At 64.1% G+C, this 26,214-nt stretch carries 19 protein-coding genes and 3 pseudogenes; 18 read left to right on the top strand and 4 right to left on the bottom strand.

Annotated features, from left to right (window positions below):
• Positions 1-13 precede the first annotated feature (13 nt).
• A complete protein-coding gene (locus ASE70_RS10545) occupies positions 14-1,585 on the top strand; it encodes an alpha-N-arabinofuranosidase (RefSeq protein ID WP_235519799.1) in 1,572 nt (523 codons plus the stop codon).
• The gene (locus ASE70_RS10540) at positions 1,586-2,677 is read left to right on the top strand and encodes a glycoside hydrolase family 43 protein (RefSeq protein WP_056504514.1); all 1,092 of its coding nucleotides are present in this window, start codon (positions 1,586-1,588) and stop codon (positions 2,675-2,677) included.
• A 125-nt stretch (positions 2,678-2,802) separates the two neighbouring features.
• Here ASE70_RS10540 and ASE70_RS19860 read toward each other — a convergent pair whose 3' ends face one another.
• Together ASE70_RS19860 and dnaE2 are read right to left on the bottom strand one after the other, a co-directional pair.
• On the bottom strand, positions 2,803-2,982 hold the full coding sequence (locus ASE70_RS19860; protein WP_156356169.1) for a hypothetical protein: 180 nt from the start codon (positions 2,980-2,982) through the stop codon (positions 2,803-2,805).
• Positions 2,981-3,444, bottom strand: a pseudogene (dnaE2, locus tag ASE70_RS19200) (error-prone DNA polymerase); the annotation flags it as partial. The gene ASE70_RS19860 and the pseudogene dnaE2, both read right to left, overlap by 2 nt.
• Before the next feature lie 342 nt (positions 3,445-3,786).
• Here dnaE2 and ASE70_RS10530 point away from each other — a divergent pair.
• From ASE70_RS10530 to ASE70_RS20675, 4 genes and pseudogenes are all read left to right on the top strand, one after another.
• Positions 3,787-4,164, top strand: a complete 378-nt coding sequence (locus ASE70_RS10530) for a hypothetical protein (protein ID WP_156356167.1) — start codon at positions 3,787-3,789, stop codon at positions 4,162-4,164.
• A gap of 12 nt (positions 4,165-4,176) precedes the next feature.
• Positions 4,177-4,803, top strand: coding sequence for an SOS response-associated peptidase family protein (locus ASE70_RS10525; RefSeq protein ID WP_056504502.1), 627 nt, complete (start codon positions 4,177-4,179; stop codon positions 4,801-4,803).
• Between the two features lie 3 nt (positions 4,804-4,806).
• Positions 4,807-5,787: an MBL fold metallo-hydrolase gene (locus ASE70_RS10520; protein WP_056504499.1), complete on the top strand. Its 981-nt coding sequence runs from the start codon at positions 4,807-4,809 to the stop codon at positions 5,785-5,787.
• 88 nt (positions 5,788-5,875) lie between these two features.
• Positions 5,876-6,039 (top strand): annotated as a pseudogene (locus tag ASE70_RS20675) (IS3 family transposase); the annotation flags it as partial.
• Positions 6,040-6,242: 203 nt separating this feature from the next.
• Here the strand turns inward: ASE70_RS20675 and ASE70_RS10515 are convergent.
• A complete protein-coding gene (locus tag ASE70_RS10515) occupies positions 6,243-8,075 on the bottom strand; it encodes a hypothetical protein (RefSeq protein ID WP_056504497.1) in 1,833 nt (610 codons plus the stop codon).
• Between the two features lie 140 nt (positions 8,076-8,215).
• On the opposite strand from ASE70_RS10515, the gene ASE70_RS10510 reads away from it, so the two are divergent.
• From ASE70_RS10510 to ASE70_RS10495, 5 genes and pseudogenes are all read left to right on the top strand, one after another.
• Complete coding sequence (locus tag ASE70_RS10510; protein WP_162235967.1) at positions 8,216-10,102, top strand: TIR domain-containing protein; 1,887 nt, start codon at positions 8,216-8,218, stop codon at positions 10,100-10,102.
• 155 nt (positions 10,103-10,257) lie between these two features.
• Positions 10,258-10,974 carry an IS6 family transposase gene (locus ASE70_RS10505; RefSeq protein WP_056504492.1) on the top strand — a complete coding sequence of 239 codons (717 nt, stop codon included), beginning with the start codon at positions 10,258-10,260 and terminating at the stop codon, positions 10,972-10,974.
• Positions 10,975-11,187: 213 nt separating this feature from the next.
• The gene (locus ASE70_RS10500; RefSeq protein ID WP_235519798.1) at positions 11,188-12,177 is read left to right on the top strand and encodes a TonB-dependent receptor domain-containing protein; all 990 of its coding nucleotides are present in this window, start codon (positions 11,188-11,190) and stop codon (positions 12,175-12,177) included.
• Between the two features lie 91 nt (positions 12,178-12,268).
• Positions 12,269-12,394 (top strand): annotated as a pseudogene (locus tag ASE70_RS20670) (IS630 family transposase); the annotation flags it as partial.
• A gap of 516 nt (positions 12,395-12,910) precedes the next feature.
• Positions 12,911-14,008: an ATP-binding protein gene (locus ASE70_RS10495; RefSeq protein WP_056504489.1), complete on the top strand. Its 1,098-nt coding sequence runs from the start codon at positions 12,911-12,913 to the stop codon at positions 14,006-14,008.
• 222 nt (positions 14,009-14,230) lie between these two features.
• Here the strand turns inward: ASE70_RS10495 and ASE70_RS10490 are convergent, their stop codons facing one another.
• Positions 14,231-14,896: a Crp/Fnr family transcriptional regulator gene (locus tag ASE70_RS10490; RefSeq protein WP_162235966.1), complete on the bottom strand. Its 666-nt coding sequence runs from the start codon at positions 14,894-14,896 to the stop codon at positions 14,231-14,233.
• Positions 14,897-15,106: 210 nt separating this feature from the next.
• On the opposite strand from ASE70_RS10490, the gene ASE70_RS10485 reads away from it, so the two are divergent.
• The 7 genes from ASE70_RS10485 to ASE70_RS10455 all read left to right on the top strand — a co-directional run bounded on the left by ASE70_RS10485 (position 15,107) and on the right by ASE70_RS10455 (position 25,931).
• Positions 15,107-16,198 (top strand): alpha/beta hydrolase, encoded by a 1,092-nt coding sequence (locus ASE70_RS10485; protein ID WP_056504484.1) that lies wholly within the window; start codon positions 15,107-15,109, stop codon positions 16,196-16,198.
• Positions 16,199-16,258: 60 nt separating this feature from the next.
• Positions 16,259-17,341, top strand: a complete 1,083-nt coding sequence (locus ASE70_RS10480) for a catalase family protein (protein WP_056504481.1) — start codon at positions 16,259-16,261, stop codon at positions 17,339-17,341.
• A 172-nt stretch (positions 17,342-17,513) separates the two neighbouring features.
• Positions 17,514-19,544, top strand: a complete 2,031-nt coding sequence (locus ASE70_RS10475) for an L-dopachrome tautomerase-related protein (RefSeq protein WP_056504478.1) — start codon at positions 17,514-17,516, stop codon at positions 19,542-19,544.
• Positions 19,545-19,554: 10 nt separating this feature from the next.
• Entirely contained in the window at positions 19,555-20,640 is a 1,086-nt protein-coding gene (locus ASE70_RS10470) for a catalase family protein (RefSeq protein WP_056504476.1), read from the top strand.
• An 81-nt stretch (positions 20,641-20,721) separates the two neighbouring features.
• Positions 20,722-21,483, top strand: coding sequence for an SDR family NAD(P)-dependent oxidoreductase (locus ASE70_RS10465; protein ID WP_056504473.1), 762 nt, complete (start codon positions 20,722-20,724; stop codon positions 21,481-21,483).
• Between the two features lie 510 nt (positions 21,484-21,993).
• Positions 21,994-24,402 carry a glycoside hydrolase family 2 TIM barrel-domain containing protein gene (locus tag ASE70_RS10460; protein ID WP_056504470.1) on the top strand — a complete coding sequence of 803 codons (2,409 nt, stop codon included), beginning with the start codon at positions 21,994-21,996 and terminating at the stop codon, positions 24,400-24,402.
• A gap of 35 nt (positions 24,403-24,437) precedes the next feature.
• Positions 24,438-25,931 carry a glycoside hydrolase family 28 protein gene (locus ASE70_RS10455; RefSeq protein ID WP_200925623.1) on the top strand — a complete coding sequence of 498 codons (1,494 nt, stop codon included), beginning with the start codon at positions 24,438-24,440 and terminating at the stop codon, positions 25,929-25,931.
• Positions 25,932-26,214 lie beyond the last annotated feature (283 nt).

The following is a 26,214-nucleotide window of genomic DNA, read 5'->3' as shown; positions in this document are numbered from 1 at the left end:
CTGGTGTCGAGCTTTGCTGGCAGCATCTGCGCTCACCGCAGCGGTACCCGCTATCTCCCAGTCCAACGATGCCGAACTCACCATTCGTACCGATCAGCCAGGCGCCACGATCGATCCCAACATCTACGGCCAGTTCGTCGAGCATCTCGGCCGCGGCGTCTATGAGGGGATCTGGGTCGGCCCGGAGTCACCGATCCCCAACACCCGCGGCATCCGCAACGACGTCGTCGCCGCGCTTCGCAAGATCAAGGTGCCGGTGATCCGGTGGCCGGGCGGCTGCTTCGCCGACGCCTATCACTGGCAGGACGGGCTCGGCCCGCGCGACCGGCGCCCCGTCGGGATCAACAGCGCTTGGAACCAGTCGCCCGAGACCAACCATTTCGGCACCCACGAATTCATGGATTTCATCGAGCAGGTCGGCACGAAGCCGTTCGTCTCGATCAACGTCGGATCAGGCAGCGTCCGCGAGGCCGATGACTGGATGCGCTACATGTCGGCCCCGGCCGGCAGTGGCCCTGCCAAAGCGCGCGAGGTGAATGGTCGCAAGGAACCGTGGAACGTCCCGTTCATAGGCGTCGGTAACGAGAATTGGGGCTGCGGCGGTAACATGACCGTCGAAACCTACGCCGCGGCCTTCCGCCAATATGCGGCGTTCCTGCGCAACTACTCCGGCCCGCGTGCCAATCTGATCGCGGTCGGATCGGACACCGACGACTACGACTGGACCGAGAAGATGATGGCGCTCGCCATGCAGTGGCGTCCCCATCCGACCCCGCTCGCCTACAACACCGATCGTCCGTTGATGTGGGGCCTGTCGCTCCACTTCTACACCTTTACCGGCGACGACTGGGGCAACAAGGGCCGCAATGTCGGTTTCGGCCTGCCCGACTACGCCGCGGCGCTGAAGCGCGCGAACTTCACCGACGAACTGATCACCCGGCACGCGGCGATCATGGACAAATACGACCCTGAGAAGAAGGTCGCCCTGGCGGTCGACGAATGGGGCGCGTGGTTCGATTCGGAGAAGGACGCCCCTTCGCAGCTCTATCTCGAAAGCACGCTGCGCGACGCGGTGATCGCGGGCATGAGCCTCAACATCTTCAATCGCCATGCCGACCGCGTCCGTATGGCCAACATCGCCCAGATGGTGAACGTCATCCAGTCGCTGGTGCTGACCCGGGGCGCAAAAATGGTGGTCACCCCGACCTATCATGTCTTCGACCTGTACAAGGTCCATCACGGCGCGACGCTGCTCCCGACCGAACTGCGCACCGCCGACTATGCGCAGGGCGATATCCGCCTGCCGGGCCTCGACGTCTCGGCATCGCGCGATGGGGCGGGCAGGCTGCACCTTACCATCGTCAATATCGATCCCGCCAAGGCGAGCAGCATCCGCATCAGCCTGTCCGGCGGGACATGGCGCCGGGCCAGCGGCAAGGTGCTCACCGCCGACAGGATTGACACGCGGATTCGCTTCGACGCCGCCGATCCGTTCGTCCCCAAGCCATTGCCCACGCGCCTGTCGGGCAAGGCGGTGATCGTCACCGTGCCCTCAAAATCCGTCAGCCTGATCGAGATCCAGTAGATGAAAACGCTTCTCGCGCTTACCCTTGGCGTGGCACTCGCCGCATCCGCCGTCGCACAGGAAACGCCGCGCCTCGCCATCGTCCAGACAATCGCTCCGGCGCAGGCCAAGCGCTCGGTGGAGAAGAATCGAAGCGCGTATCTCCTGTCCTATTTCAAGGATGAAACGCACTCGCTCCACTTCGCGGTGTCGCTCGACGGCTACACCTTCACCGACGTCAACGACGGCAAACCCGTGCTGAACGGCCGCGACATCGCCGAGCAGAAGGGTATCCGCGACCCGCATATCATGCGCGGGCCCGACGGTGCCTTCTATCTGTCGATGACCGACCTCCACATCTTTGCACAGCGCGAGGGGTTGCGCACCACCGAATGGGAGCGCGACGGCGACCGATATGGCTGGGGCAACAACCGTGCGCTGATCTTCATGAAGTCGTTCGACCTTATCCACTGGACCCACAGGATCGTCCGTGTCGACCGGCTGTTCCCGGAAACCGCGAGGATCGGCACCGCGTGGGCACCGCAGACGATCTACGATCCGCAAACGCGCAAGCTGATGGTCTATTACTCGACGCGTAACGGCAAGGAGACCGATCACATGGTCTATTCCTATGCCGACCCTGCCTTCACCACGCTGACCGCGGTGCCCAAGGACCTGTTCACCTATCCGGTCCCGGGCAAGGGCACGATCGATGGCGACATCACCAGGGTCGGCGACAAATACCACCTGATCTACGTCGCGCACGACAAGCCCGGCTATCTCCGCCAAGCAGTGTCGTCGAAGATCAACCGCGACTATGTCTATGACGCGACCAAGGTCGATCCAGAGACCGTCGCCACCGAAGCCCCCACCGTCTGGCGCCGCCACGGCACCGGTACCTATGTGCTGATGTACGACGTGTTCGGCGCGAAACCGGTCAACACGATGGGCTTTTCCGAGACGACCGACTTCAGAACGTTCAAGGATATCGGTCGTTTCGACGAAGCGCGTTCGCCGATGAAGGCCGCCAACTTCGTCCAAGCCAAGCATGGCGCGGTGGTGGCGATCACGCCTGCGGAAGCTCGCAAGGTCCAGGCCCATTTCGTGCACTGAGCCGGTCCGGTCCGGCTCTTATCTGCCGGATCGCGCATTGCCATGCACCCGGGGACAGTCGCGGACTGAAGGCTGTCCCCGAGCGTCGGCGTTAAGGTCTTAAACGGCAGGCAGTCGATCAGTCGTCAACCGACTTCTGGCTGCGCCAGCGTCGGAATGCCGTGCTGCTTCGATCGGGAATGAAACAACCCGATGCCGATAAGCATACCGATGGCGAGCACGACGATTGATCCCGCAGTAAAGTACTGGCCCGTCACAACGAACCGGCCAATGGGCGTGCGCCAATCACGCTGGCTTGCCAACATAACCGCGCTCGACCATGCCGCCGACCAGCTTGTCGAAGAAGTGGCTGACGCCGCCGGTGAACTTGAACGTCGCCATCGCACGGCGGAGCTGGTCCGCTTCGGCGGGCGTAAAGCCTGCCCCGACGATCGCGACCTTCATCGCCTTTTCTGAAACAGCGGCACGCCGAGTGTTTTCTCGAGGACTGCGCGCAGCTCGGGCCGCGAATAATCCGGCTTCTCGCGTCCCTCGCGACGGCGGAGATAGGGGTGGACCATGTCACCCTGAATTGGCCCCGGCCGCACGATCGCCACCTCGATGACGAGGTCATAGAAGCGTGCGGGCTTCATGCGCGGCAGCATGCTCATCTGCGCGCGGGACTCAATTTGGAAGGTGCCGAGCGTGTCGGCCTTCTGGATCATCGCATAGACGTCGGGATCGTCGTCCTGCAAATCGGCCATGCCGATGCCAATGCCCTTGGCCTCAGCGCCCAAAGCACACGCCTACCGGATCGCGCTGCGGCGCGGGCAGCGATGCCGACCCAAAACAGCGTCGCCGCGGCATCATCGGTGAGCGTCGGCGTCGCCGGCAACACCTCGTGAAGGCCGCCCAGCACGAGCCCGCCCTCGGCGAGTCGCGTGTCGATCGCATCGATGCCGAAAGGCAGAACCGCCAGCTTCGGCGCACGGACGGCACCCAGCTCCTCGCGCAAGCGAGCCAGGGCATCATCGGGTTGGGGGTTAGCGGACATGGCTGTTGCGACTCATTTGTTCGCTATATGTTCCAGAATTGTTGCCGGAGGGTCAAGGCGTTACGGGAGAGATTCGGTGAACCGAAACGGGATCGATTCTGCCGGCCCGGCAGCTCCGACGGGGGCAGCGCGAGCGGATTACGGCCATGTCGGACGTCGCCTGCGCACGCTCGAGCAATGCGCACTGTACAAGCGGACGTTGCGCCTGACCTGGCCGCGCTGCGGTCATGTCCGCGTGCTGGATGCGGTATGCCTGTGGTGGATGTTCAACCGCCGCGGCTGGGACGATGGCCTGCTCGCCGTGGCAGCCCGCCTATGCTGCGCCGGCTGCCGTGAGCAGAAAGCAGCGGCGCGACCGCGCGTCACGGTTGGTCGCGAACCTCCGACCGGCGCGCCTCTGCCCTATCCGGACAAGGCGACGTGGAAGAAGCTTGTCTCGCGCCATCGCTCGTGATCGAAGACGACGATGTGCAATCTCTATAACTTGAAGGTCGATCCGCGCGGCTATTTCGATGCGCTTGCCGCGGTCGACGACGCGGCCAACGTGCTGGGAACGGAGAAGGACTATGCCGCCCCCGGCAAGCCCGGCTATGTCGTGCGCTACGAGGATGGCCGGCGGGTGCTGAGCACGATGCGCTGGGGCTTCCCGACCCGAAAACCCCGCAAGCGTCCGGCGCGCGAGGGGGAACTGCCGTTCCTCTACGACTGGTGGACTGACGCCCGCAACTTGCACAACAATTTGTGGAAGCCCTGGCTGCTACGGACCGAGCATCGCTGCCTCGTGCCCTTCACTCGCTTCGCTGAACCCAAGAATGTGTCCGACCGTCAGGGTCCGGGCGATACCAACTGGTGGTTCAACGTCGAGGACCAGCCGGTGCCGTGCTTCGCCGGCCTGTGGAAGGTAGATGCCGACCACGACCGCGTCTACGCCTTCTGCACCACCGAGCCCAATCCGCTCGTCGCGCCGAAACACCCAAAGGCGATGCCGGTGATCCTGCTCGCCGAGGATCAAGAGCGCTGGCTGACCGCGCCAGTCGAGGAGGCGTTGACCATGCTCACCGCCTATCCCTCGCAGTTGATGCGCGTCGCCTGACCGATGGCCCGCAATCGCTATTATGACGGCCCGCCGAGCGATCATTTCGACGGCACCCGCTTCTTCAATCCCGGTCAGGTGAGCACCGACCGTGGCGTCTCCGACATGCTGCGATGGAAGCTGGCCGGTGGCGCTGTGAAATGGCCCGCCTCGGTGCCCATCGTCCCGGCCAAACCCGAGGCACGCGTCGCCGGGCTGCGCATCACGATGGTCGGCCATGCCTCGCTGTTGATCCAAGTCGCGGGCCGCAACATCCTTACCGATCCGGTCTGGTCAGAGCGGGCGAGCCCGTTCCGCCGCATCGGACCGAAGCGGGTGACAGCGCCGGGCATCGCGTTCAACGACCTGCCGCCAATCGATTTCGTGCTGCTCAGCCACGGTCATTACGATCATCTCGATGTCGCGACATTGCAGCGGCTGCACGCGGTCCACGATCCGCTGATGGTAATGCCGCTCGGAAACGATGCCGTCGTGCGGGCGGCCGTGCCTGCGGCCCGCTGCGTCACCGGCGACTGGTGGGACCGCTTGGCGCTCGGTGACGAGATCGCGACGACCGTGACGCCCGCCTATCACTGGTCGAACCGCTGGCCAAGCGACACGCGAATGATGCTGTGGGGCGGCCACTACCTGGAGACACCCGCCGGCGCGATCTGGTTCGTCGGCGACACCGGCTATGGCGATGGTCGCATCTTCGGCGAGATCCGTGGGCACCTCGGGGCACCCGATGTCGCGCTGATCCCGATTGGTGCCTATGCGCCACGCTGGTTCATGGCGGCGCAGCATGTCGACCCCGTCGAGGCAGTGCGGATCTTCTGCGATGTTGGTGCAGATCGAGCGCTCGGCATCCACTGGGGGACGTTCCAACTCACCGACGAGGCGCGTGGAGCACCGGTCGAGGAATTGTCCGCAGCGCTAGAGGTAGCCGGCGTCGCGCCCGAGCGGTTTGTGGCGGCTGAAGCAGGAGGATTCTTCCACTTCTCCTGAACCAAGTGATTGCTTGGCCGGCAATGTTACTGCATCTTTGTACCGCCCCGGGTTTGTCGGAGGCTCCAACTCCTGAGGAGGTGGAGCCATGACAAGCAACACGACGAACAAATTTGCGCTAAAAGTCCGCGAGCGTGCGGTGCGGATGGTATCCGATGATGAGCGCGATGACCTCTCGCGGTGGGCGGCGTCCCCACTGAGGTTGCAGACAAATGGAAGGCGCTGGAACGCGAGGTTCGCGAACTGCGGCAAGGCACCTTTAATTCCCCATATGGCGCAACTACTGGGGAACGGAGGTAGAACGGCAAAAAGTCCCCCGGCTGCCCGTTCCCGCAGTCGGAGAAGCAAAATCGACTTATTAGCCGCCGATCCGCCGATCCGCCGATCCGCCGCATCGCCACGCGACCAGCGTCAGACCAGGAAACAGCGAGCCCGCTGATCGACGCGCGTCGGCGTCACCCCGGCAGGCTCAACGGACGCGCGCGCGTGGCTCTCGACCATTGCGAAACGTCGCTGGTGAGCAGTTCCGCGGTGCGCCGGATCAGTCGGCGCAGTCCGTCGAACCCCGGCGCTTCGTCCTGTACGATCCGGAGTAATTCGCCTAGGTGTACCGCAAGCGCCCCGTTGCGTTCGGCGGAACCCGCAAAGTCGCCTTGCATGCGGATGCCGTAGATGGCGGCACCGATCGCCGGCAGCGCGGCGCTGACGATCGTCACGCCAACCGGCATATGGTGATCGCCGCCTTCACCATGTGCGAAAAAGGTCCAGACCAGTTCGATCCCGAGTACGCCGGCGCAGACGATGGCGGTGATCGCGAACAAAGCGCCGCCCACGCGGTGCAGCCGGTGTTCGAGCTTGTGCATCCGACCGGCCTCGCGGCAGACATAGCCGATCTGGTCGTCGAGCAGCGCGACGAGGTTCGCATGGGTTTCGGCGAGGTAGGCGGCATCGATCCGTGCCGAGGGCAAACCGATGCGACGTGCGAGATCGCGCCGCTCGCGTTCCGCGACATCGCCATTCTCCGTGCGCGACCCGCGCAGGAACAGGTCGCCGAGCGATGCCGATACCGCAAGGCAGCGCAGTTCTTCGGCAAGGGTCCGCTGGTTGAGCCAGCGATCGTGCCACCCCGCCCGCGATCCCCAGCGGATGACCAGCAGGATCGTGGCGATCGACACGAATTCACCCGCCGCCAGCAGCGGTTTCACGGCAACCGGGACGACCAGACCGAGCAGCGCCAGTACGACGGCGAGCGCCGCCAGCGCAAAGCTGCTGACGAAGGCGCTGCGAAACAGTTGCGCGGCAAGGCTCGCTTCGCAATCCGCCCGGTCGAAGCGCGGCCATAACAGGCCATCGATCCGCATCCGCAACGTCGTCGCCGCGGCGTCCTGTACTGCCCGAGGTGTCGGGCACGGCCGGCGCACATCGGCGAAGCGGAACTTGCGGACGCCGGTGCAGGCCAGCAACAGCGGATAGGCAATCGCGAACAGCGGCGGCGTCCTTATCCAGGAACGCCGTCCTTTTTCTGCTTCGCCGTTCGGCGGGATCGACGCCAGCCGGGTCATCAGCCGTGGCAGGTCGTCCAGCCCGCCGCGCGCGACGCTGTCCACCGCCTCCGGTCCGGCATCATGGTCGTTCAGGCCGCTCCAAAGCAGCACCGGCGACCGGGACGCATCGGGATCGAGCACCACGACCGGGATTGAATGGGCGACGGCCTCGGCGACGATCTGCGCCGCGCCGCCGCGTCCGCGCGCCGGTTCGCCGTCCCATATCGCCAGCAAGATATCGCTTTGCGTAAGAACGACCCGGCCCGCCCGTTCATAGGCGGCGGCCGCGGCGCCTGGTTCGTCGCGCCGTCCGGGAAGTTCCAGCACATTGGCCGATTGATTGATCCGCACGATCAGTTCACTCGCCTTGGCTCCAGCGAAGTCCCGCGCATATTCATCGCGCGCGAAGGGCAGGACCGTGTCGACCTGCCACCCCAAGGCAAGCGCGGCATCGGCGGCCATCGTGTCGGCCCCTTCGGCAAGGCTGCCGACGAGGCGGAAACGGTCGTTAGGCGCGGCCGCGGCCAGCGCCGCCAGTGCCGCGTCGATCCGGGCGCGCAACATGACGGGGTCGACCCCGCTCAGTCGCGCCGGACGATGCCCCGTGATGCCGACCGCGATCGGTGCACCGTCGGCGGTTCCGATGCCGGACGTAGCCGCATCGGATCGCGGATGTCGATCGATCGGTCCCGCTCCGCCGACAGGCTGCGGCACCGCGCGCGTCCGTACGTCCTGGCCATTCATCCGCCGCCCCTTACGTCCATGCCCGATGATGAATGGTAGAGTTGTTCCCGGCACGCGCCAAGTATGCGCGTGCGACAAGACCCTTATGCTTAACGAAATATATCGGTAAAAGCGTCGCGGGGTGTTTGGGGGATCAGGCCGTGACCGATCTGTTCGTGTCGTACAAGTCGAAAGACCGGCCGCGGGTCGCGCCCTTGGTCGCGGCACTTGAGGCGGACGGGATCTGCGTTTGGTGGGACGCGCATATCGGCGGCGGCACCGAATGGCGCGAGACGATCGGACGCGAACTGGCCGCCGCGCGGTGCGTGCTGGTGGTGTGGAGCAACCGCTCGACCGGGCCGGAGGGCAGCTTCGTCCGTGACGAGGCGACGCGCGCACTGCGGCGCGGCGCGTATATGCCGGTCTGCATCGATCCGGTGGAACCCCCGCTCGGCTTCGGCGAAACCCAAGCCCTGCCGCTGATCGGGTGGAAGGGCAATAGCAACGATCCGCGCTATCTGGCGGTTCTGGCGGCGGTGCAGGCCGTGCTGGCCGGCAGGGAACGGCCGGCCCCGCCGGTACAGATGCCCAAACGCGGGATCGACCGCCGCCTGCTGATCGGCGGCGGCGCGGCTGCCGTGGTAGCGGCCGGGGCGGGCGGGTGGTGGCGGATGCGCGGCACCGATACCGGGGACAACCGGATGGCGGTGCTGCCCTTCGCCAACCTGTCGGGCGATCCGGCGCAGGCGTATCTGGGCGACGGGATGGCGGAGGAATTGCGCACCGCGCTGTCGCGCATTCCCGGTTTCCAGATCGTATCGCGGCTGTCGTCCGAAACCGTCCGCGACCTCGACGCCGGGGCGGCGGCGGCCCGGCTGGACGTCAGCGACATCCTGGCGGGCAGCATCCGGCGATCGGCGGACGTCGTGCGCGTAACGGCACAGCTCATCAACGGCCGTACTGGGGTCGAACGCTGGTCGGAAAGCTACGACCGCCAGAACCAGGACGTCCTGTCGGTACAGTCCGACATCGCCACGCGGGTCGCAACGGCGCTGCGCAATTCGCTGGCCCCCGCCCAGCTGGCGGCGGTCGCCGATGTCGGCACGACCAACGTCAAGGCGCACGACCTGGTGCTGCAGGCAACCGAACTTGGCACGAATCAGGACGGCGAGGCGGTGTCCCGCAAGGTGCTCGGTCTGCTGGACGCCGCGCTGGCGCTGGACCCGGACTATGCCGAGGCGCTCGCCGCCAAGGCGGGGGCGATGGCAGATATCGCCACCTTCTATACCGTCGCCGAAAAACAGCCGGCGGCGATGAACGCGGCGATCGCCGTGGCGCGCCGCGCGATCGCCCTGAATCCGGACTTGCCGCGCGCGTACAGGGTGCTTGGATTCCTGCTCAAGAACCAGCTTCGCTTCGCTGACGCCCTTACTGCCTATCGCCGCGCCAATGCTCTTGGCACCGATGCCGGGGCACTCATCGGTTACAGCTTCTTCCTCGCCGAAATAGGCCATGCGCGTGACGCGCTAGCACAGGCCGACAAGGCGGTTGCGCTCGACCCGCTCAACGCCAGCGCGATATCCGCGCAGGGTAATGCCCATTATCTGGGTGGCGACTATGAAGCGGCGATCACGGCGCTGCGGCGTATGCTGCGGGTGGCACCCGAGCGGTTCTATGCGCGCTATTATATTGGCCTTTCGCTCATGTGGCTGGGGCGAACCGATGCGGCGCTGGTCGAGTTCCAGGCGATGCCGGTCGACGACATGTTCCGCAACGTGGGCGAGGCGGTGCTCGCCGCACGCCGTGGCGACCGTGCGACATCCGACGCGGAGCTGCGGGAAGCGCTGAAGGTAGCGGACGATCAGGCGATTGTGATCGGTGCCGTTCACGCGCAGCGCGGTGAGCGCGACAAGGCGATGGCGATCATCGAAAACGCCTTGGCGCAACGCAGCCCCGATATCCCGGCGATCAAGGCCGATCCGATGTTCGCGCCGCTGCGGTCGCTGCCACGCTTTCAGCAGATCCTCGCCCAGCTGAACTTGCCGTAAGGCGCGGTCGCACATATCGCATCATCTGTGTTCAGGGCACGGTCAAAGCAAATGCACCGGCTGTCAATGCGGCTGCGAGCGGGTAGGGCAGGGGCATGCTGGCTCCGTCAAACCAAATGCACCTTCTGGTAAGCAGGGCAGGGTAGGGGGCTAACATGCCCCGTCCACGCAAGCCCGCCAGCCCGTTCCGCTACTTCAACTCATCGCCCGAGGTGATCCGGCTGGTGGTGCTGATGTACGTCCGGTTTCCGCTGTCGTTACGCAACGTCGAAGACCTGCTGTTCGAGCGCGGGATCGACATCTGCCATGAGACGGTGCGGCTGTGGTGGAACAGGTTTGGTCCGCTGTTCGCCGGTGACATCCGCCGCCAGCGGGTAAACCGGATGCGGGGCTTCCGCCACTGGCGCTGGCATCTCGACGAGATGTACGTGAAGCTGAACGGCGAGATGGTCTACCTGTGGCGGGCGGTGGATCACGAAGGCGAGGTGCTGGAGAGCTACGTCACCCGGACCCGTGACAAGGCAGCGGCACTCACCTTCATGAAGAAGGCGCTCAGGCGTCATGGTTCACCAGAGGCGGTCACCACTGACGGGCTGCGCTCCTACGGTGCGGCGATGGACGAACTGGGCTGTCGCCAGAAGCAGGAGACCGGCCGCTGGGCCAACAACCGGGTAGAGAACAGCCACCTTCCGTTCCGACGAAGGGAACGGGCAATGCTGCGTTTCCGCCAGATGAAGACGCTGCAAAAATTTGCTTCGGTTCACGCCAATGTCCACAACCACTTCAGTCTCGAACGCCACCTGATCGACCGCCAGACTTACAGGGAACGCCGCTCCGCCGCGCTGGCGGAGTGGCAGGCACTCGCCTGCTAGACTGCCATGCTCAAAGGCCNGTCTCGAACGCCACCTGATCGACCGCCAGACTTACAGGGAACGCCGCTCCGCCGCGCTGGCGGAGTGGCAGGCACTCGCCTGCTAGACTGCCATGCTCAAAGGCCAGACTGCATCGTGTGGAGAGCGGTTCGCGTTAGACTGACAGCACCCCCGGTCGCCTTCACGCTCGGCGGCCAATATTGGCGGGCTCGGATGGTCGAGGGCGTTGCCCCCGAACCGTTCGCCTTTACCCAATGGGCAGGCTTCGCCGAGGCGACGCTTACCGTCACCGACGGCTTCAACCTTACCGGAGGCGCGCGCTACGACGATCACTCGACCTTCGGCAGCAAATGGTCGCCGCGCGCCTATGCCGTCTGGAACGTCAACGACGCGCTGACCCTGAAGGGCGGCGTCAGTCGCGGGTTCAAGACGCCGCGCGTCGAACAGATCGCCGAAGGGATCATCGGCTTCGGCGGACAGGGGCGAAGCCCGCTGCTCGGTACGCCGAACCTCGTCCCCGAAACCAGCACCAGCTACGAAGCCGGCATCTATTACGATGCCGATGGTGTGTTCAGCGGCAACGTCACGCTGTTCAACAACGACTTCACCGATAAGATCGCCGCCGGACCGGGTATTCCCAACTGCCGTTTCGCCGGCAATCCCGACCGGCCGAATTGCCTCGACGTCGGGCCGTTTCCGGCAGTCGACCTGTTCAGCCAGTCGGTCAACATCGACAAGGCGCGTACGCGCGGGATCGAGGCGGCTGGTCGGTTCGGCTTAGCCAAAGGGCTCTCGCTGGTGACGAACTATACCTATACCGAAACCGAGCAATTGAGCGGTGCCGACCGGGGGCGGCCGTTGGTCGGTATTCCGCAGCATATGGTCAACGGCAATCTGCGCTGGACGCTATCGGAGAGGGGGAACCTGTGGGGCCGTACCGAAATCCGGTCTAGCCGCTATCGCGGCAACAATGATCAACAGCGGGCGCTCGGCGATTTCCGCGCGTACGAACTGTTTCATATCGGCGGCTCGTATCAGGTGACGTCCGCGTTCCGCCTTTCGGCTGCGGTCTACAACATCCTCAATACCGACTACGCTGTTTATGACTCCTATCGCAGCGGAGCGAACACGGTCTTCACCCCGGCCTACGCAATCAATCAGGAAGGACGCCGATTGTGGCTGTCTGCCAATATCGATTTCTAGAGCAAAATCCGAACAGCGTGAATCGCTGAGGGATGCCCAAAGGGACGGAAGTCTGATTCATGCTCGTCACCGGTGACGGGAGGCCGGTCAAATGGGCAAGCCGTTATCGATGGACCTGCGCGAGCGGGTTGTTGGTGCCATTTCGGGAGGCATGTCACGCCAGGCGGCCGCAGCGCGGTTCGGGGTGAGCGCAGCCAGTGCCGTGAGGTGGGCGGCACTTTAGCGCGATCAGGGCAAGCCAGCGGCCAAGCCACAGGGCGGTGACACGCGCTCGGCCACGACCAAGGCCAAGGCGGCACGCATCTGGGCGCTGTACGAGACGGCTCGCGCACGTCACCGAAAGCGCTTCTTTAGTGCGTCTACAATCTTTGACAGGAGCCCTGTAGGAGGTAAACGGCGCTTTGGCACGAGGAACCTGGCAGCGTCGCGACCATGCCTCTCTGCCCCTTGGCTAGGCAGTCGAGTGACCGCCTTAAGCCGAACGCCCGCCTCGCACATTGCTTGACCCAGTTGCGAACGTTCACACCCCTTCCTTCGCTTCCTAACTTCGGACGCTGATTCATCTCCGCGATAAAGCCAATTATGACGCCCGACTTTCCACTCGTGAATGACGCGTTGTGGAAAGCGGACGTCCGATGCCGAAAGCGAATGCCTCGCGCACCCGCGAACGCAATCCAGCTGTTTGCCTTGGTGCGTGACTGCGGGATAGTGCGCGACGCGCAGGAGATTATTCATGAAAACAGCGTCGGTCGCCATTCTCTACCAAGCGCTTCCACCACCGTTGATCGACGGACTGCGAAAGGATGCGAAGCCGGGCGGATATTCAGATGGTGGCGCCGACATTGCTTTCGCATTGCGCACGGCCGGCGTGAATGTGGTCACACCCGCCCTCATGCCGAACTCATCCAGGGCGCTCGACTGGGTATTCCCGGACACGGTCAACGGCATCCGTAGCGCAAGCGCCGCGGGCGCCTTGGTTCTGTGGGCGAACACCGTCCTGTTCGAAGGACATCCGCTCGAGACAGTATTGGCCGACGTCGACATCATCGGGCAGATCCCCTCGGCAATGCAGGCGTTCGACGACAAGTACGAAACGAACCTCCTTCTTGCTCAGGCTGGCCTGCCGGTCGCGCGATCGTTTCTGCTGTCCGGCACGGGCAAGGAGAACGTCTGTTCGCTGGCCGATGTGGAAGACGCGTGTGCTTCCCGCGGCATGTCGTTCCCAGTGATCGTCAAGCCGGTGCGCGGACGTGGCAGCCAAGGCGTCACTCTGGTGGAGAGCCTCGGCGACCTGCGCGATGCCGCGACTGCATTGATCGAAGCCGCCACCTTCGGGGACATGCTGATGGTGGAGGAGTTTTTAGGCGGTGACGAGATGACCGTCACTGTCATGCCGCCGGCGTCTCCGCGTCCGGACGGTTCGCGGGCATCGACGCACTGGACCTTGCCGCCCGTGTACCGCTTCGATCAGCACGGCGGCGTAGCACCGTATAACGGTGACGTTCCGGTTACCGCCAACAGCATCGCAATCGCCCCCGAGCGGCTACGCGAACCCGCGATCATGGCGATGATCGACGGCTGCGTGTCGGCGGCGGCGCTGGTCGACGCGCGCACCGCGATCAGGATCGATTGCCGAGCCGATCGTGATGGTACGTTCAAATTATTCGACCTTAACATGAAACCCAACATGACGGGGCCGGGCCGCCCGGGGCGCGAAGATCAAGATTGCCTTTCCGCGATCGCCGCCCGAGCCGCAGGCTGGAGCTACGTCGATCTTCTGCTGGCAATGTTTGCCGCCAAATGGAGGTTTGAGCCCTCGGACAAAGTTTAGGTGCGCAGGTCCTCTACCAAGCGAGCACGCTCCTGACATACGGTTTCCGGCAAGACCCAAATCCGATCATTCGCGACGTATTTTCCCGGCCCCAACTGCGGCCATTCGTTCATTTCGATTCAGCGTCAAAACTCAGCTTTGAGGGCGAGTCAGCGCGATATAAGTTGTCTGAAGCCACATATGGGGTCACCCGGGAGGCGGCAGTCGGCAAATTCAATTTGATTAGAGGCTGAGTAAGCGTCGGTATTCCGCCTCGGCGAACCCGTAGGTGTCGCCAGCGAGCCGCAGCAGCCGCTCCCGATCGCGTACGATCACGCGCCCTCGCACGGAGCGGACAGCCTCATCATCTTCGAGCTTGTGGAGTGCATCGGTTACGCTGCTGCGACGGACGCCGAGCATAAGCCTGAACTCCTCGTGCGTCATGCAGATGTCGTCCTCCCGCACACGATCGTGGTAGAGCAGGATCCATCGCGCCATACGCCGCTCGATCGAGTGTGCGAGCGACGAGACAATCGTCCTGGACATCTGGGTCATGACTACGTCGACGAACCGGAGCAGGACGGTTCGAATCGCCGGACGTTTGGCCAGTATCTCGTTCAACGCCGCAGCCGACAGCCTCATCGCCGTGCCGTGTTCGGCCCTCATCACCACGTCGTGCGACCAGCGTCCGTTGCCGAGCAGCAACTGCCAACCGATGAACCCCTCGCTTCCGACCAGCGCGACCGCGTAGCGGCGGTCGCCCTCGAGCGAGTCGAGCACCGCGGCGATGCCGGTCAACGGGAAGCAGATGCTGTTTGCCGCATCGCCAGCGCGCGCAATCATGTCGCCGTCGCGAAACGGCACCGGTTCCAGATGCGGCGCAATAGCGGCGCGGTCAGCGTCGTCCAAGAGACGTAGCAGCGCATTCGCCTCACACGGCAGCGCATTTGGCCTTCGCGTCCCATCCGCCGTCGAAGCCTTATCATCCATGCTGCCGCCCATACTTCCGAACCTAGCTGCTCGAACGCTTGCGTCTACTTTCGTACCGAAACGCGGAGTGTAGCCCAGTAGTTGGGAAACAAATAGTTACAGGAGGGATTTTTGCGCAGAACCATTTCAATGCTGATCGCCGTGTCGACCGCGATCGCAGGCGTTCCAGCTCTGGCCCAGTCAGCCCGCTCGATCACGGCACCTCCTCCGCCACCGCCTCCCGCAACATCCGTGCAGCCCCCGAAGGCCGCACCCGACATGCAGTCGGTCCTGGACGCGCTCGCGTCGCTTGGCGGCAAGCCGATCGAGACGCTCACGCCTGCGGATGCCCGTATGCAGCCCTCGGCTGCGGACGGATCCAAGGCGGCGATGCAGAAGAAGGGGATGTCGACCGCGCCTGATCCTTCGGTCACGACGCAGGACCTGCCGTACGGTAGCGACCGCAAGCAGTTCGCGCGCATCTACAAGCCGGCCGGTGCACCCGCCGGTGGCAAGCCGATGCCGGTCATCGTCTATTATCACGGCGGCGGCTGGGTCATCGCCGACGTCGACACCTACGATGCCGCGCCAAGGGCCATGTCGAAGGCGCTGAACGCGATCGTCGTCTCGGTCGAGTACCGCCATGCGCCCGAATTCAAGTTCCCGGCGCAGCATGACGATGCGGCGGCTGCCTATCGTTGGACGTTGCAGAATGCGGCGAGCTGGGGTGGCGACCCCGCACGGATCGCCACGGTCGGCGAGAGCGCCGGCGGCAACCTCGCGGTCGCGACCGCGATCTACGCGCGTGACAACGGCCTGACGGTGCCGCGGCATATCGTTTCGGTCTATCCGATCGCGAACAGCAGCATGACGCTGCCGTCGCGGAAGGATTCGGCGAACGCCAAGCCGCTGAATGCCGCGATGCTGCCGTGGTTCGGCTACTACTACCAGAACAACAAGGCCGATGCGCAGGACCCGCGCCTGAACCTGGTTGCCGCCAACCTCCGCGGACTTCCGCCGACGACGATCATCAACGCGCAGATCGACCCGTTGCGCTCCGATGGCGAAACGTTGGCGGCCGCGATGCGGGCGGCCGGTGGCAAGGTCGAGCAGAAGACCTTCCCGGGCGTGACCCATGAGTTCTTCGGCATGGCCAAGGTCGTGAACGGCGCCAAGCAGGCTAACGACCTGGCGGTCGCTCGGCTGCGAGCGGCGTTCGCGGCGCCTGCGGCTCGGCGCTGAGCGTACGGGGCGGCGGCCTGTCGGCCGCCGCCACTTCTCTGTTCGATAAGATCTGCGACCATGACCCAAGCACCTGTCCGCTACTCCTCCGACGTCGAGGACGTGAAGCCGGAAGAAGCCCAGACGATCGCGCAGCTCAACCAGACGTTCGACAAGATCCACGAGAAGACGGCGGCGGACTATGACCACGCTGTCCGCTCGGTCCACGCCAAAGCGCACGGTTTTCTTGCGGGGACCCTGACCGTCCACGACGGCCTTCCCCCCGAACTGGCCCAAGGCCTGTTCGCCATCCCGGGTGAGCACAAGGTCGTCATGCGCTTCTCGACCAACGCGGGCGACATCCTGCCGGATACCATCAGTCTGCCGCGCGGTCTGGCGCTGAAGGTCATGGACGTTAAGGGCGAACGCCTGCCCGGTGCCGATGGAGGGACGCAGGACTTCGTCATGGTCAACGGTCCGGTCTTCCAAAACAAGACCGCGGACCAGTTCCTGGGCAACCTCAAGCTTCTGGCCGGCACCACCGACAAGCTCGAGGGCACCAAGGAGGCGATGTCGAAGGTGCTACGCGGCGTTAACACCGTCCTCAGCGCGGTCGGTATCGAGAGTCCGAAGGTGCAGACGCTCGGCGGCGCACCCAACTCCGATCCGCTCGGCGAGACCTACTTCAGCGTCACGCCCTTCCGCTATGGCGACTATATCGCCAAATTCGCCGTCTTCCCCGTGTCGAAGGATCTCACCGATCAGACGGGTACGACGATCGATGCCAGCACCCGCCCCGATGCGCTGCGCGACGTCATCCGGTCAGAGGCCCAAGTGCTCGACATGGAGTGGGAGGTGCGGGTCCAGCTCTGCCGCGACCTCAAGGAGCAACCGGTCGAAGATCCAACCGTCGAGTGGAGGCAGGACGAGGCACCCTTCCAGACCGTGGCGACCATCCGAGCGGCCAAACAGGACAGCCTGAGCGAAGACAAGTTCCAGCAGATCAACGAGGAGATGCGCTTCTCGATCTGGACCGGGCTTGCCGCGCACCGGCCGCTGGGCAACATCAACCGGGCACGCAACGAAACCTACCGCCACTCTGCCGACTTTCGCGCTCGCGTGAACGGCTGCCCCTACCACGAGCCTGCTGACGGTCGTGCCTGACCGGTGGAGGTGGCGTTCGGTCCTTTGACGCTAAACGCGGGCAGGTCGGCGCGGAGACTAATCAGGTGCTTGGCCGTTCTGAAAGCCGTCGCGTCGATGCCTGTACAGCAGCGGCGAAACGGCAGAGCCGGCGAAAAGTCCGTAAAAACTTGAATCGCCAGGAGACTGACGAATGCCGATCATTACCGCTGGCGACCTGAACATGGAGGTGTCGCTTTACGGCGCGGAGCAGGGGCAGCCGTTGCTCCTCATCCATGGCTGGCCGGATGACGCGTCAACGTGGGATCAAGTGGCACCCGCTCTAGCCGCGGAAGGGTTCCGCGTCATCGTTCCGACGTTGCGTGGGACCGGCGCCACGCGCTTCCTCAACGACGACGCCCCGTGGACCGGTAACAGCGCGATGCTCGCGATCGACATGATCGCACTTATGGATGCGCTCGGCATCGACCGCTTCATGGCCGCCGGGCACGACTGGGGTTCGAACACCGCCGAAGCCCTGGCCGTCGGGTGGCCCGATCGGGTGGAGCGGATGGCCATGCTGTCGACCCCGCCCCGGCTTGGCGGCATGCCGACGCCGCCGTTCGAACAGACCCAGCGGCAATGGTATCACTGGTTCATGGCGACCGCGCGTGGGGAGGAAGCGGTACGTGCAGACCGGCGCGGGTTCACCCTTTTGCATTGGATCAATTGGTCGCCACCGGGATGGTTCGACGAGGTGACGTTCGACCGTGTCGCCCGGTCGTTCGACAATCCCGACTGGGTCGACGTGACGCTCCACAGCTATCGCGCGCGCTGGGGCGAAGCGGAACCCGATCCACGAAGCGCGTGGTTGGAGGACAAGATCAAGGCAACCAAGACGTTGTCTCTGCCAACGCTCTACATCCACGGCGATGCCGACGGCGTGAACCCGCCCTCGACCGCACAGAACGTGCGAGCAAAATTTGCCGGGCCGTTCGCGCGCATCACCATGACCGGGGTCGGCCACTTTCCGCAGCGGGAGAACCCGCAAGCGGTGGTGCGCCACCTCCTTACCCTCTTCGCCGGCAACCCCGCCGCGTTCACTGATGTCACCGATAGGAACCTGTCCATGAAGAAAGCCGCCCCCTATGCCGCCGGGATCGCCGCCATCGGCCTGGTCGCCGCTGCGGCAGCCGGCGTCGCCCACGCGCAGGGACGCAGCGCGCAGCTGACGCAGGTGGCGCAATTCGATCATCAGGCGACCGGCGTCGCCGTGACCGAGGATGGCCGTCGGTTCGTCAACTTCCCCCGCTGGACCGATGACGCGCCCATCTCTGTTGCCGAAGTGATGAAGGACGGATCCTTACGCCCCTATCCCGACGCCAAATGGAACAGCTGGCGCAACGCTCGCGCCAACGAGTTGCCGGTCGGCGACTATTTCGTCTGCGTGCAGTCGATCGTGCCCGATGGCCACGGCAACCTCTGGGTGCTGGATCCCGGCGCGCCCGGAAACGAGAAGATCCTCGAAGGCGCCCCGAAACTCGTCCGCATCGATCTGGCATCGAACACGGTGACGAAGACGATCCCGGTTCCTGGCGACGTGGCGCTGCAAGGCACCTACCTCAACGACATCCGCTTCTCGCCCGATGGCAAGACCGGCTACATCACCGACAGCGGCACGCGCGGCGCGATCATCGTTGTCGATCTGGAGAGCGGCAAGAGCCACCGCGCGCTCGACGGGCACGCCTCGACGCAGATCGACAAGACGGTCAAGGTCACGCTCGACGGCAAGCCGCTCGTCCGTCCCGATGGCCGCCAGCCCGCCTTCGCCGCTGATGGCATCGCCATCTCCAGGGATGGCAAGACGCTCTATTATCAGGCGCTGACCGGCAAGACGCTGTACGCGATCGATACCACCAAGCTGCGATCGGACGTCAGCGAGGCCGACAGGGCGGCAGCGGTGAAGACGGTCGCGCAGACCCACGTCGCTGACGGCCTGTGGATGAGCAAGGCGGGCATACTCTACCTGACCTCACCGACCGACTATGCGATCAAGCGGCTGAACGGCGCTACCGTCGAGACGGTGCTTACCGACCGCCGGCTGCGCTGGCCCGATACCTTCTCCGAAGGACGCGACGGGACGATGTACGTCACCGCCAGCCATATCCAGGACACCAACTGGTTCAAGCCCGGCGCACCGCCGTCGATCAAGACGCAGCTGTTCTCCTTCGCGCCCGCCAAGTGATCGGAAACTCATGACCTATCTGCGCTATTCGCCCGACATCGAAACACTAGAGCCCGACGAACAGGAGAGCATCGACGGCATTATCCAGGGCATGACCCAAGAGAGTCAGACGGTCGAGAAGCGCGACGGGCATGCGGTACGGGCGAGCCACGCCAAGAGTACGGCGTGTGTGATCGGCAAGCTCATCGTCGCGCCCGGGTTGCCACCCGAACTCGCCCAAGGTCTCTTCGCGGAGCCGGGCACGTTCGATGTCGCCGTACGCTTCGCGCAAGGACCGGGTGAGAAACTGGGCGATCGCGTCTCGACCCATCGCGGCATGTCGATCAAGGTGTTCGGCGTGGAGGGCGCGAAGCTGCCTGGCCATGACGCACCGACGCAGGACTTCGTCCTCGCCAGTGGCACGACCTTCCCGGCGGGCACCGCTGCGGGCTTTCTCTCGCAGGCCAAGAAGATAGGCCTGTCGGTTCCCATGCCCGAGGGGGTGAAAAGTGCGGCCGCCTCTGTCGCCCGCAACATCAACAAGGTGCTAAACGCCGTCGGTGCAGGTCCGAGCCCGACGCTGGACTTCTATGGCCACCCCTTCAGCCACCCGCTGGTCGAGGAGTATTCCAGCCAGTGCCCTGTTCGCTTCGGGGATCATGTGGCCAAGATCGGGGCCTTTCCCATTGCAGCCGAACAACACGCGCTCGCCGATTGGCAGCTCGACCCGCATCAGGACGAGGATGGCTTCCGCCACGCCGCGGTCGAATACTTCGAGGGCAACGATGCGGTGTTCGAGCTTCGGGCGCAGCTATGGACCGATGCCGAGACGCAGCCCATCGAGGACACCTCCGTCGACTGGCCGACAAGCGAAAGCCCGTATCGCACCGTCGCCACGATCCGACTGCCGCAGCAGTCGGCCTATGGTCCCGACCGCGTCCGCTACTTCGACGAGGTGATGACGTTCCGCCCGGCCCATAGCCTGGAAGTGCATCGTCCGCTGGGTGGCGTGATGCGGGCGCGCATGCAGGTCTACCAGGCGCTAAGCGACTTCCGCCACCGCGAAAACGGCATTGCCTCCGCGAACACCGCCAACATCCACGACATTCCAGCCTGAGTTGAACGCCAGTGCTGACGATAGTGAGAGGACAATTATGAAGTTCGAAGGCAAGCACGGCGTTCGGGTGGAGAACGCATAATGGTGCGCTTTTTCAACAAGGTCATCGTTGTCACCGGTGCCGCCTCTGGGATCGGTGAAGGCGCCGCTCGCCGCTTCGCCGAGGAAGGCGCAACGCTCGTGCTGGGCGACATTGACAAGGCCTCGCTCGACAAGCTGGCGGCCGAATTGCATGCCACAGTCGAAACCCTCGAGACCGACGTGTCCGACCGCGCTGCATGCGAGGCGCTCGTGCAAGCTGCGATCGATCGCTTCGGTCGGATCGACGTGCTGGTCAACGACGCCGGCGTCGATCATCTCGGCAAGGTCGATGAGGGCGACTTCGCCGAATTCACCAAGGTGATCGAGACTGACCTCTACGGCGTCGTACATATGAGCCGCGCGGCGATCGCGCACCTGCGACAATCGAAGGGTTGCATCATCAACGTCTCGTCAGTGTCCGGGCTGGGCGGCGATTGGAATCACAGCTTCTACTGCGCGGCGAAGGGGGCGGTGAGCAACTTTACCCGTGCGCTGGCGATGGACGAGGCGAAGCACGGCGTCCGCGTCAACGCGGTCAACCCGTCGCTCACCCACACCGCGCTGACTGCAGGGATGAAAGAACAGCCTGAGCTGATCGCCAAGTTCGAAGAACGCATCCCATTGGGCCGCGGTGCCGAGCCGGCCGACATTTCGGGGGTAATCGCGTTCCTGGCGAGCGAGGATGCGCATTTTGTGACGGGCGTGAACCTACCGGTCGATGGCGGCCTTACCGCGTCGAACGGTCAACCGCCGCTGTCTTGATCGAAGCGGGGTAGGCCTTCCCACCTGCCCCCGCCCAGGAACTGATTATGCCGATCGAGCCCGAGAAGGCGCTGGCGCTCGCCTGTTTTCCTGCGTTCCGCGACCGCGATGAGAGATGGTGAGACGCGCATATCGCGGCCGAGTTTGTCCGCCACGACCCCGGACTGGACATCGCGGTCGTCGGGCCAGCGGGGATCAGGAAGCTGGCCTCTGGTCCAGCACGGCGGCTTCTCCAACGTCGGATATCCAATCGTGCAGGTTTTGGCAGAAGGCGACCGCGTGTTCGTTCACTTACGCCAGGTTGCGACCCATTCGGGTCAGTATGAAGGCACGCCGGCGGCGGGGGACGCGTACCTAAACCGTTTCTTTCTTGCCGGAGCCGATGAGCGGACCTGCGGAATGTTTTTGCCAGCGTTGGCAAAAACAGATCGTTCGTCTATATGTGAAATATAGTCTCATTATATGGTAAAACCCCCTTCAGAAAGCGGGAAGTCGCTGCAGGAGAGATAGATGGATCTTTCGATCAGTCGCCTGGCGATGCTAATCGCTGGTTTGGCATTCCCCTCTTTGGCGGAAGCAGCGGATCGCATCACGACACCGCTGAATACGAACTGGCAATTCGTACAAGGGGATCCGGAAGGTGCGGAACGTGCCGAAACCAGCGTCGAGGGCTGGAGCACGGTATCGGTTCCGCACGACTGGGCGATTGCCGGGCCAGTGGCGGCGGATGCGAGGGCGGGCGGCGAGAACGGCTTCTTTCCTACCGGCGTTGCCTGGTATCGCCGTGACCTGAACATCACGCCCGTTCCCAACCGTCGCTACTTCGTCGAGTTCGACGGCATCATGGAGCGTAGCGGTGTCTGGGTGAACGGCCATCATGTCGGCTATCGACCGATGGGCTATGTGTCGCTCCGCTACGACATAACGCGCCATCTCCGACCGGACGGCCACAACGTAATCGCCGTGCGAGCGGATACTGCGGCCGCGCCATCGTCACGCTGGTATATAGGATCGGGCATTTACCGGCATGTCCGGCTGATCGAAACCGACGAGGTTCATATACCGCAAGGTGGCGCGTTCGTCCGCGCATCGTCTGTCGACCCCGACACGGCGACGTTGTCGGTTTCGACAGAACTTCACAATGCAGGAAGCGTCCTTCGTGACGCCGTGATCGAAGTGATCGTTACCGATCCCGCCGGGCGCGAAGCTGGGCGAATGCGGTCGCCATCGACGTCGTTGCCCGCCGGTCGCACGCAGATTGTCGGCAACGAGCTGCGGATCATGTCGCCGCGCCGCTGGGACGTCAAAGATCCGGCGATGTACCGCGCCGCGATCCGCGTTCTCGATAGAAATGACCGCGTACTCGATACCGAAATCGTCCCGTTCGGTGTTCGCCAAGCCGAGTTCCGGGCCGACACCGGCTTTTGGCTGAACGGACGGAATATCAAACTGAAGGGTGTCGCCCTGCATCACGATGGCGGCGCGGTCGGCGCGGCGGTGCCGATCGCCGTGTGGCGACAGCGGCTGACCGCGCTGAAGTCGCTCGGCGTCAACGCGATCCGCACGGCGCATAATGTGCCAAGTCCGGAATTGTTGGACCTGACTGACGAACTTGGCCTGCTGGTCATGGACGAATGGTTCGATCAATGGAACGTCGCCAAGACGCCCGAAGACTATCACCTGTTCTTCAGCGATTGGCACAAGCGCAACGCCGCTGACATGATCCGGCGCGACCGCAATCACCCCAGCATCGTCATCTGGAGCGCGGGTAACGAAATCCATGACACCGCCTATCCGGTACAGGCAAAGGCGGCGCTGCGCTCGTTGCTCGACATCGCCCATGCCAACGACCCAACCCGCCCGGTGACGATGGGGCTGTTCCGCCCGAACGTGACCGGTGACTATGCCAACGGCTTCGCCGACATGCTGGACGTCGTCGGTCAAAATTATCGCGAGAACGAACTGGCGGCCGCGCATCGTCAGGATTCACGTCGCCGCATCCTCGGCACCGAAAACGGCCACAACCGAACCAACTGGCTGCCGGTCCGCGACAACCCGGCCTATGCCGGCATGTTCCTGTGGACCGGCATCGACTATCTGGGCGAAGCGAACCGGGCGGGTTGGCCCTTCATCAGCCGGCATACCGGGCTGCTCGATCGGACCGGCGCGCCGCATATACGCGGGCTGGAACGGGCAAGCTGGTGGTCGGACACACCGGTCATTCACGTAGTGCGCAACGCCATTCCCGACGCCGCAGGGCCGGCGACCGATGGCGCTGGCGGGCCGAACCAGCCCGTACTGCCGACCATGATCGCCGTCGCCACGCCGCAGCCGCCGGTCGCGCTGTTCGACGACTGGACCCCGACGAACGCTGCGCCCCACCCGGAAACGATCGAGGTCTACAGCAATTGCCAACGGGTGGAGGCGTTCCTGAACGGTCGTTCGCTGGGCAGCCTGCCGATCAACGCCGATGCGTCGCCGCGCCGCTGGGGCGTCACCTTTGCTCCGGGTGAAGTGCGGGCCGTGTGTCGCGACCCCGGCGCCGGCGGCATTTCGGATCGTTTACGCACTGCCGGCCGTCCATCCTCCATTCGATTATCCTCCGATACGGCGACCATCCGGTCCGATTTCGACAGCATGACCTATGTCCGGGCAACGGTTGTCGATGCCAAGGGCGAGACCGTGCCCAACACGGAACATCTGCTGCACTTCGCGGTGGACGGGGCGGGCGAACTCATCGCCACCGACAATGGATCGGTGACCGACCATCGGCCCTTTTCCTCGCCCGATCGGCAGACGCGTGATGGACACGCCGTCGCCCTGGTCCGCGGGACCGGCGACGGCCGTTTCGCCGTGCGCGTCAGCGCCGACGGCCTGTCGTCCGGAACGATCCGGCTCCGGTCGCGGAAGGAACGCTGATGTCGGTCCGAAGCGACAGCCCCGTTACGCCTGACTTGGCTACCAACATCGACAGGCGCGCGGTATTGGGCGGTGCTGCCTCTCTGACACTGCTACCGGCATGTGCGCATGGTCCGCGAACCGGCGACTTCGCGGCCCCGACAAGCGCGGACGCGATCGCGCGTCATATCCAACGTCCGCACATCCCCGCACGCGACTTTCTGGTCAGCGACCATGGCGGCGCAGGCGATGGCCGCACCGACAATAGTATCCCGATCGCCCGCGCGATCGCGGCATGCGCGGCGGCGGGCGGCGGGCGTATCGTACTGCCGACGGGATTGTGCCTGACCGGACCGATTCGCCTGCGCTCACGCATGTCACTGCATATTCCCGAAGGCACGCATCTGCGCTTCATCCCCGAGCCGGACCGGTATCTGCCCCCGGTGTTCAGCCGGTGGGAAGGGGTGGAACTGATGGGATATCATCCGCTCATCTATGCCTTCGAAGAAACCGATATCGCCGTCACCGGTCGCGGCGTGATCGATGGTGGGGCCGATGACGATCACTGGTGGCCGTGGAAGGGCCCCTGGGGCGGAAAGTTCGACGACACGCTGGTTGCGGAGCGGCAGGCCGCGGACCGGGCACGATTGTTCGATTTTGCCGAGCGTGGTGTACCGGTCGGAGGACGCGTGTTCGGCCAAGGCAGTCGGCTGCGACCGCCCCTCTTCCAACCGTATCGGTCGCAGCGTGTACTGGTCGAAGGGGTAACGATCACCAACGCACCGTTCTGGTTGCTGCATCCGGTCCTGTGCCGCGACGTCGTGTTCCGGAATGTCACCTGCCGCAGCCATGGACCGAACAACGACGGTATCGACCCGGAGTCCTGCAACGGCGTCCTGATCGAAGGCTGCACATTCGATACCGGCGACGATTGTATCGCGATCAAGGCGGGGCGCAACGCCGACGGCCGCCGCGTCGCAACGCCGTGCGAGAACATCGTTATTCGTCACTGTCGGATGAAGGACGGTCACGCCGGCGTTGCGATCGGGAGCGAACTGACCGGCGGGGTTCGGAACGTTTTCGTTCAGGATTGCCGCATGGACAGTCCGCATTTGACCCGCGTTCTGGAGATCAAGACGAACGGCTATCGTGGTGGTGTCGTAGAGGACGTCCAACTCGAACGGCTAGACATTGGCGTCGTAGAGCGGGCCGTCGTGCAACTCTGGATGTTCTACGAAGAGGGCGCGGGCGGCGACTTCGTTCCGGTGATACGCCGCATTGCCCTTCGTGACTGTCAGGTCGGGCGAACTGAACGCGTGCTCGTCATTCGCGGTCGGTTCGATAGCCCGGTGCGCAACCTGTCGTTGACCAACGTCAGGGTCCTCAAGGAGGATCAGCCTTCCGTCGTGGCAAACGTGCGTAACATCGACGTTCGGCACGTTACCGTTGAGGGACAAGCTTGGACTAACGAGACTATCGCCACCTTACCTGGTATCGACAACATAAATTGCGATAAATGGGCCGTTTGCCGAACGGTTGAACTACGATAACGGACGTAGCCTACAAGTTACATTAGACCCTTATCCGGACGTTCACGCGGCCACATTCGATTCCCACTACCAGCCGCTCGTTCATCCTAGCGGACCTTCCTCTTAACCAAGGCCAACTGGCACCACGGAACAGTCGAGATCGGGAACATAGCCGGCAGCGGCCTTGTCAGACTAACGTGGCATACTGAGCTGCTGCCGGTTTCGTGGACACCGAGATAAGGTGTTTTTCGGAACCGGAGGATGGAGATGCAACGACGGAAGTTCAGCCGCGAGTTCAAGCTCG

It is taken from the genome of Sphingomonas sp. Leaf22 (assembly GCF_001421715.1).
Taxonomy (GTDB): domain Bacteria; phylum Pseudomonadota; class Alphaproteobacteria; order Sphingomonadales; family Sphingomonadaceae; genus Sphingomonas.
This window is presented reverse-complemented; position numbering and strand designations above follow the sequence as displayed.

Excerpts from the sequence above, each read along its gene's own strand:
- ASE70_RS19860 (WP_156356169.1), bottom strand. The coding sequence starts at position 2,982 with ATGTTGGCAAGCCAGCGTGATTGGCGCACGCCCATTGGCCGGTTCGTT.
- ASE70_RS10460 (WP_056504470.1), top strand. The coding sequence starts at position 21,994 with ATGGATCTTTCGATCAGTCGCCTGGCGATGCTAATCGCTGGTTTGGCA.
- ASE70_RS10485 (WP_056504484.1), top strand. The coding sequence starts at position 15,107 with ATGCTGATCGCCGTGTCGACCGCGATCGCAGGCGTTCCAGCTCTGGCC.
- ASE70_RS10475 (WP_056504478.1), top strand. The coding sequence starts at position 17,514 with ATGCCGATCATTACCGCTGGCGACCTGAACATGGAGGTGTCGCTTTAC.
- ASE70_RS10480 (WP_056504481.1), top strand. The coding sequence starts at position 16,259 with ATGACCCAAGCACCTGTCCGCTACTCCTCCGACGTCGAGGACGTGAAG.
- ASE70_RS10500 (WP_235519798.1), top strand. The coding sequence starts at position 11,188 with ATGGTCGAGGGCGTTGCCCCCGAACCGTTCGCCTTTACCCAATGGGCA.
- ASE70_RS10520 (WP_056504499.1), top strand. The coding sequence starts at position 4,807 with ATGGCCCGCAATCGCTATTATGACGGCCCGCCGAGCGATCATTTCGAC.
- ASE70_RS10465 (WP_056504473.1), top strand. The coding sequence starts at position 20,722 with ATGGTGCGCTTTTTCAACAAGGTCATCGTTGTCACCGGTGCCGCCTCT.
- ASE70_RS10540 (WP_056504514.1), top strand. The coding sequence starts at position 1,586 with ATGAAAACGCTTCTCGCGCTTACCCTTGGCGTGGCACTCGCCGCATCC.
- ASE70_RS10525 (WP_056504502.1), top strand. The coding sequence starts at position 4,177 with ATGTGCAATCTCTATAACTTGAAGGTCGATCCGCGCGGCTATTTCGAT.
- ASE70_RS10505 (WP_056504492.1), top strand. The coding sequence starts at position 10,258 with ATGCCCCGTCCACGCAAGCCCGCCAGCCCGTTCCGCTACTTCAACTCA.
- ASE70_RS10495 (WP_056504489.1), top strand. The coding sequence starts at position 12,911 with ATGAAAACAGCGTCGGTCGCCATTCTCTACCAAGCGCTTCCACCACCG.
- ASE70_RS10515 (WP_056504497.1), bottom strand. The coding sequence starts at position 8,075 with ATGAATGGCCAGGACGTACGGACGCGCGCGGTGCCGCAGCCTGTCGGC.
- ASE70_RS10470 (WP_056504476.1), top strand. The coding sequence starts at position 19,555 with ATGACCTATCTGCGCTATTCGCCCGACATCGAAACACTAGAGCCCGAC.